General features: G+C 72.9%; 6 protein-coding genes. 3 read left to right on the forward strand and 3 right to left on the reverse strand.

What is annotated here, in order from left to right:
- Positions 1–91 precede the first annotated feature (91 nt).
- Entirely contained in the window at positions 92–1192 is a 1101-nt protein-coding gene (locus tag ABZX85_RS45625; protein WP_355883665.1) for a DUF4190 domain-containing protein, read from the reverse strand.
- Between the two features lie 422 nt (positions 1193–1614).
- Here ABZX85_RS45625 and ABZX85_RS45630 point away from each other — a divergent pair, with 422 nt between their 5' ends.
- Positions 1615–2670 (forward strand): adenosine deaminase, encoded by a 1056-nt coding sequence (locus tag ABZX85_RS45630; protein ID WP_355883668.1) that lies wholly within the window; start codon positions 1615–1617, stop codon positions 2668–2670.
- 65 nt (positions 2671–2735) lie between these two features.
- Complete coding sequence (locus tag ABZX85_RS45635; RefSeq protein WP_355883671.1) at positions 2736–3422, forward strand: glycerophosphodiester phosphodiesterase; 687 nt, start codon at positions 2736–2738, stop codon at positions 3420–3422.
- A gap of 68 nt (positions 3423–3490) precedes the next feature.
- On the opposite strand, the gene ABZX85_RS45640 is transcribed toward ABZX85_RS45635, so the two are convergent.
- Positions 3491–4099 (reverse strand): NAD(P)-binding domain-containing protein, encoded by a 609-nt coding sequence (locus ABZX85_RS45640; RefSeq protein WP_355883674.1) that lies wholly within the window; start codon positions 4097–4099, stop codon positions 3491–3493.
- Positions 4100–4168: 69 nt separating this feature from the next.
- On the opposite strand from ABZX85_RS45640, the gene ABZX85_RS45645 reads away from it, so the two are divergent.
- A complete protein-coding gene (locus ABZX85_RS45645) occupies positions 4169–4510 on the forward strand; it encodes a helix-turn-helix domain-containing protein (protein WP_355883677.1) in 342 nt (113 codons plus the stop codon).
- Here the strand turns inward: ABZX85_RS45645 and ABZX85_RS45650 are convergent.
- Complete coding sequence (locus ABZX85_RS45650; protein WP_355883684.1) at positions 4492–6213, reverse strand: sigma-70 family RNA polymerase sigma factor; 1722 nt, start codon at positions 6211–6213, stop codon at positions 4492–4494. The two genes, ABZX85_RS45645 and ABZX85_RS45650, sit on opposite strands and share 19 nt — an antisense overlap.
- Positions 6214–6547: the final 334 nt, after the last annotated feature.

Raw genomic sequence — 6547 nt, forward strand, 5'->3', positions numbered from 1 at the left:
CCCGCGGCCGGGGACGTGACGACAACCCCGGCCGCGTACCCGTCGTGGGTGCGGCCGGCGTCCTCGTCGGCGGGAGTGGGTGCCCGAGCTCTCAGGCCATGATCATCAGTACGGCCATGCCCACCGACAGCAAGATCCCCGCGACGCCGCAGATGATGCCGGCGAGGGCGTGGCCGCCGTTCGTCGCCTCGCCTCGGGCGGCTTTGCGGCGGCCGAGGATGCCGAGGACCACGCCCAGGACGCCGAGGACGAACGCGACCGGCCAGAGGCAGAAGCCGAGGGCGCCCAGGATGCCGGTGACCATGGCGGAGGTGCCCATGCCGTTGCTGGGGGGTGCGGCGGGCCAGCCGTAGGGGGTGGGGAAGCCGGGGATTCCCGGTGCGGGCATGCCGAGGGCTGCCGGGCCGGCGCCCGGTATGCCCGGGGCGGGGGCGCCGGGGAACGGTATGCCCTGGGTGGGCGGTGCGCCGTACGGCGTCGGGTAGGGGTAGGGCGCCGGGTAGCCGTAGGGCGGTTGGCCGGGGCCGTCCGGGGCTATGGGGGGTGGGGGGACGTGGCTGGTGTGGGGCTGGGGGGTCGGGTACGGAGGCGGGGTGCTGCCGGGCGGGGCCGTGAAAGGGGTGGGGGGTGGGTAGGCGCCGGGTTGTGGAGTGGGGGCGTTCGGGGCGGCGAAAGGGTTCGGCGGAGGGTACGCGGCCGGGGGTGGGGTGTCGTTCGTCGGGGGCGCGAAGGGGTTCGCCGGGGGTTCGGGGGTGGGTGGGGTCGTCGGGGAGGTGACCGTTCGGTGGTCGTGCACCGACGGGGGGTGGGTCTCGGCGGCGGGTGGGGGCGGGGTGTCGTGCGTGGGGCCGTCGAGGACCGTGGGGGTGGGGGGTGTCTTCGGGGCCGGGGTGCCCTGTTCCTCCACCACCGGTGGGGGGCTCAGCGGTACGCCGGAGCCGTACGTGCCGTCGGCGGGCGGGGCCCAGGGGATGGTGGGAGGCGTCGCGGAGTCGTCCGGGGACGTCGAGGAGGGCGGCGTGGATGCCGTCGCGCTCGCCGGCGTCGTACCGCTCGTGGCTTCCTTCACCGCCGGAGGCACCCACGGGCCGGGCCCCGGTACCTCGTCGTGAGGCCCGTTGTCGCCCGGCCGGGCGGACTCGGGCTTGCCGTCCTGAGGCTCGCCCTCCCCGGACCCGATGCCCTGGGGCACACCGTCCTCGGGCCCGCCACTTTGAAGCCCACCGATCCCGGGTGCCTTGTCCTGAGGCTCACCGTCCTCGGGCCGACCGCCCCCCGGCACCTCGTCCTGAGCCCCGCCGTTGCCAGGCTCACCGGGCCCGTGGCCACCGGCCTGGAGTCCGCTGCTCCCGGGCCCGCCGCTCTGCGCCGCACCGCCCGTCGGCGTCCTCCCCCGAACCCCCTCCCCCGCGACCTCCGACGGGCCCCCCGACCCCTCGACCCCCGGCCCCTCCTGCACGTTCTCCGTCATCCGCCCGCCCCTCTCGTACGTCCGGCCATGCTAAATCCCCCCTCCGTCCGCTCACTCGCCGCCCTAGGATGATCGGGAGCAGACGATCAGCCGATCACCCGCGCCCGGGGCCGGACCCCGGAGGCGCTGTCCCGGAGGGACCCATGAGCAACGCCGTACCTGCCGCATCTCACGACCTGAGCGCTTTCATCGCGGGCCTGCCGAAGGCAGAGCTGCATGTGCATCACGTGGGGTCGGCCTCCCCGAGGATCGTCGCGGAGCTGGCGGCCCGGCACCCGGACTCGGCGGTGCCGACGGACCCGGAGGCGCTGGCCGACTACTTCAGCTTCACGGACTTCGCGCACTTCATCGAGGTGTACCTGTCGGTCGTGGACGTGATCCGCACGCCGGAGGACGTCCGCCTGCTGACGTACGAGGTCGCGCGGGAGCTGTCCCGGCAGCAGGTGCGGTACGCGGAGCTGACGATCACGCCGTACTCCTCGACCCGGCGCGGCATCGACCCGAAGGCGTTCATGGACGCGATCGAGGACGCCCGCAAGGCCGCGGAGAAGGAGCTCGGCACCGTCCTGCGCTGGTGCTTCGACATTCCCGGCGAGGCCGGCCTCGCGGCGGCCGAGGAGACCGTCCGGCTCGCGACGGACGACCGGCTGCGCCCCGAGGGCCTCGTCTCCTTCGGGCTCGGCGGGCCCGAGATCGGCGTACCCCGACCGCAGTTCAAGCCGTACTTCGACCGGGCGATCGCCGCGGGTCTGCGCTCCGCCCCGCACGCGGGGGAGACGACCGGGCCGGAGACCGTCTGGGACGCCCTGACCTATCTACGTGCTGAACGCATCGGCCACGGCACGAGTTCCGCCCAGGACGAGAAACTTCTCGCCCACCTCGCGGCCGAGCGCATCCCGCTGGAGGTCTGCCCGACGTCGAACATCGCGACCCGCGCGGTGGCGACCCTGGACGAGCACCCGATCAAGGAGTTCGTGCGCGCCGGGGTGCTGGTGACGATCAACTCGGACGACCCGCCGATGTTCGGCACGGACCTGAACAACGAGTACGCCGTCGCCGCCCGTCTCCTGGGTCTCGACGAGCGCGGGGTCGCGGCTCTCGCGAAGAACGCGGTCGACGCGGCGTTCCTCGACGACGCCGGCAAGGCGCGGATCAACGACGAGATCGACACCTACACCTCCGAATGGCTCGCTCCCTGACGACCTGGACAGCCGCGGCAGTCGTGAACGGCCGTGGCGGTCGTGACAGCCGTGACAATGGCCGTATGCAGACCCTGACGGCCGTGGCCCACCGCGGCGATCCCTACCGCTTCCGGGAGAACACCCTCGACTCGCTGCGCTCCGCGCTGACCCAAGGCGCGGACGCGGTCGAGATCGACGTACGGCTGACGCGGGACGGTGTGCCGGTCCTCCTGCACGATGAGACGCTCGACCGGCTCTGGGAGGTTGAGCGCCCGCTGCGGTCTCTTTCGGCGGCCGAGGTGCGCGGGATGACCGAGGGCGGTGTGCCGACGCTCACGGAAGCGCTCGCGGCAACGGCGGGCTCCCGCGTGATGGTCGATCTGCCGGGTACGCGGGACGTCCGGGTCGCCCGGCGGGTCGTCGACGCGGTCCGGGAGGCGGGGGCCGCCGACCGGGTGTACTACTGCGCCGACGCGCAGGCGATGCTGGCGGTCCGCGCGGCCGACCCCTCGGCGGAGATCGCCCTCACGCACACCTCCCTCGCGCCCATCCGCCCCACCCTCCTCGCCGCGATCCGCCCCCGCTGGCTCAACTACCGCTTCTCACTGGTCGACCGCCCCCTCGCGGAACACGTCCACCGCACCGGCCACCTCCTCTCCGTCTGGACCCCCGACACCCGCCGCTCCCTGCGGAAGCTGATCGATCTGGGGGTCGACTCGATCACGACGAACCGGATCGACGTGCTGCACGGATTGCGGGGCGGGGAGTAGCAAGTGGTGTGGGGCGGAGGGTAGTTGGGTGGGACGGCTCGGCGGTACGACGACGTGGCCCGCCGCCCTCACCCCCGCCCCCACGCATACGGCACCGGCGGCGCGATCGCCTGTGCGTCCGCCCCCTCCCCCACCCACAGCCGGATCAGCAGCGCGGCCGTCGCCTCGACGAGGCCCGCCCGGTCAACTCCCCCCGCGTACAAGGGATCGCACCCGATCTCGCGCACGAGCCGGCGTACGACGTCGAGGGCCCCGGCGTCGTCCCCGCAGAGGGGGACCGCGAGCGGGCGGCCCTCGAAGACGGGCGGGGTGAGGCGCCAGACGTCGGCGTGGCACAGGTTGAACGCCTTGACCACGTGGGCAGTTGGCGCGGCGACGGCGATGCGCTCGGCGACGGACGGTCCGGCGGCGGTCGTCAGGGTGAAGCCGGGTGCGGTGACCGCGTTGACGCAGTCCACCAACACCCGTCCCCGCAGGGCGTCCTGGAGTCCGCTCACCACTTCCACGACCGCCGGGTAGGGCAGCGCGAGCAGCACCGCGTCCGTGCCGAACTCGGCTGCCTCTTCGAGGGACACGGCCCCGGAGCGGCCCCCGGCGAGCACCTCGTGTCCGGCGCGGCGCCACTGCGTGCCGAGCGCGTCCGCCATGCCGCCGGTGCCGAGAATTCCGATCCTCACGATGCCAACTCCCTTACGCAGAAGACGATTCACCTGACGTTAGGGAGCGGCTCGGGCACCATCCGGTACGTGACGACCGAGCTATCCTTCCTCGCCGACTGCCCTGCCCGTCTCGCCTTCGACCTGCTCGCGCACACCTGGGACCCGGTGACGCTGTGGGCGCTGCGCAGCGGCCCGGTGCGTCATGGACAACTGCGCGTGCGGATCGGGGGGATCAGCGCGAAGGTCCTCACGGAGACCGTGCGCAGGCTGGAGTTCAACGGCCTCGTCGCCCGGGACGCGCGCGGCGCGTACGAACTGACGCCCCTGGGGCGGACGTTGCTGCCCGCGCTCGATGCCCTCGGGGTGTGGGCCGTGGACCACGGGGACGCCGTGCTGGAGGCGCAGGACGGTCACACGTCGGAGCGCTGAGGGACGGTCGCGGGGTCGACTGGCGTGGAGCGGGTGAGGTATTGGGGTACGGGGGTGTCGTCGTCGCCGGTGTCGCGGACGATGCCGTAGCGGATCGCGTCCTGCGGCGGGCCGTACGCGATGTCCTTCTCGATCTCCTCGCGGGTGGAGGGGAAGACGATGATGCCGTAGTCGGCGCCGCGTTCGTTGACGGTGAGGGTGACGGAGCCGTCGAGGTAGAAGTACTCGTTCTGCCACATCTGTTGGGTCCCGTCGGGCAGGACGGCGTAGCCGATGGCGGGCCCGCCCATGCCGGTCGCGTAGCCGTCGGGGGCGCCGGCCATCGGGTCGTCCATCCGGCGTCCGCCGCCGGAGGCGACGTGGAAGACCTTGCCCTTGAGCCCGGTCCAACTGGGCATGACGAGCGCGCCCGGCCGGGACTTGGGCGAGATCTGCCAGCGGACGAGGACGTATCCCTGTCCGCTCAAGTCGACGTGGTCGCCCCGGTGTTGCATGACCGCCTTGGCGCCACCGCTGCTCGTGACGCCGGACGCGGGCCGCTGCGGAAGGGTCCCCGGCGGGGTGCCGGGGTTCGGCGCGCTGTCGACGGCGTCGACGACGCTGCCGTACACGGCGCTCTTCGTCGAGGGTGTCGCGCTCGGACTCGGTGACGGGGAAGGCGAGTTGGACGGGGTCGGGGTGGGGGTGGCGGCGGGCGAGGCAGACGGGCGGGTGTCGGCCGTGGGGGCGATCGCGGCGCGCTTCGGCGGGTCGTCCGGGGTCTGGACGACGACGTAGGCGCCGCCGGCGATCAGGGTCGCGCCCGCCGTGACCGCGACGGCCGGTTTGGTGAGCGCCCCCACGACCTTCGCCGACCAGCCCATCCCGGTGGCCGCGACCGCCGTCTTCCCGCCCAGAGTCAGCGAGAGCGTGAAGCCGAGCGGGACGGGGACGAGGGCGATGCCGACGAGGAGCCGTTCGGCGGGGACGACGGGTTCGCGGGTGTCGCCGCAGTAGGCGCAGCCCCGGATGTGCCGGGCGAGCCGTTTGCGCCAGACGGAGTCGGGGCGGCCGTGCCAACGGGCGGTCAGGTCACGGAGGTCGGGGCACGCGCCGGCCAGCGCGCGGACGATGCCCCGGGAGGTCTCCAGCCGTTCCTTGACGCGCTGGACGCGGACGGCGGCGTGCTGGCGGCTGATGCCGACGGCGGCGGCGAGTTCACGCCGGGTGAGTTCGCCGGAGACCTCCAGCCACCACAGGGAGAGGAGTTGGCGGTCCTCGGGGTCCAACCAGGGGACGGCCTCGGCGACTTCCTTACGCTGACCCTCCAACTGGAGTCTTAGGACGGCGAGTTCGGCGAAGTCCGCCGTGTCGTGCGGGGTGGTGTCGTTCTCGTCGAGGCGCTGGGGCGGGGTGCGGCGGCGGGCGCGGTCGCGGATCTGGCGCATGGCGATCGCGACGAGCCAGGAGCGGAAGCTGTCCGGGTCGCGCAGGGAGCCGAGGTTGCCGACGGCCCTCAGCATCGTCTCCTGGACGACGTCGTCGACGTCCGCGTGGCCGTTGAGCGCTCTGCCGACGATGTTGTAGACGAGCGGCAGCCAGCCGTGGACCAGCTCGTCCAGCGCCCGGCGGTCGCCCTCCTGGGCGGCGGCGATCACGACGGCCCAGTCGTCACCGGTCCGCCCGTTCGCACCGCCGCGCCGGGCTCGCCCGCCCGCTTCCATTCTCATACCAGCACCTTTTCAGCCAGGGTCGGGCTGTTGGCAATGTCGGGGATCACAGGTGGGGACGGGGTGGGGGGTGTGTGGATAACACTTTTCCGGGGTGTGACCGCTGCTTTGTGGCCGGGCGCGGGCTTCTTCCTCACGGCGGACGCCTCGACGCCGCCTTCTTCGCAGCTGGCGCCCCGCCCTCGTCGGCCCTTTGACCTAGCTCGTTCGGGTGTGCCGGGGCTGTGGGGCGGGGCCTCTAGGAGTTGTCTTCAAAGGTCACGCCCACATCAGGAGTGAGGCAAGGGTGACGGCGGCCTGGTAGGACTCGGCGGTCTTCTCGTAGCGG

Origin of the sequence: Streptomyces sp. NPDC004539, assembly GCF_040610055.1 — a bacterium.
In the GTDB taxonomy this organism is placed as follows: Bacteria; Actinomycetota; Actinomycetes; order Streptomycetales; family Streptomycetaceae; genus Streptomyces.

What these genes read in the sequence shown, in the direction of transcription:
- ABZX85_RS45630 (WP_355883668.1), top strand. Translation starts at nt 1,615, where the DNA reads ATGAGCAACGCCGTACCTGCCGCATCTCACGACCTGAGCGCTTTCATC.
- ABZX85_RS45635 (WP_355883671.1), top strand. Translation starts at nt 2,736, where the DNA reads ATGCAGACCCTGACGGCCGTGGCCCACCGCGGCGATCCCTACCGCTTC.
- ABZX85_RS45650 (WP_355883684.1), bottom strand. Translation starts at nt 6,213, where the DNA reads ATGGAAGCGGGCGGGCGAGCCCGGCGCGGCGGTGCGAACGGGCGGACC.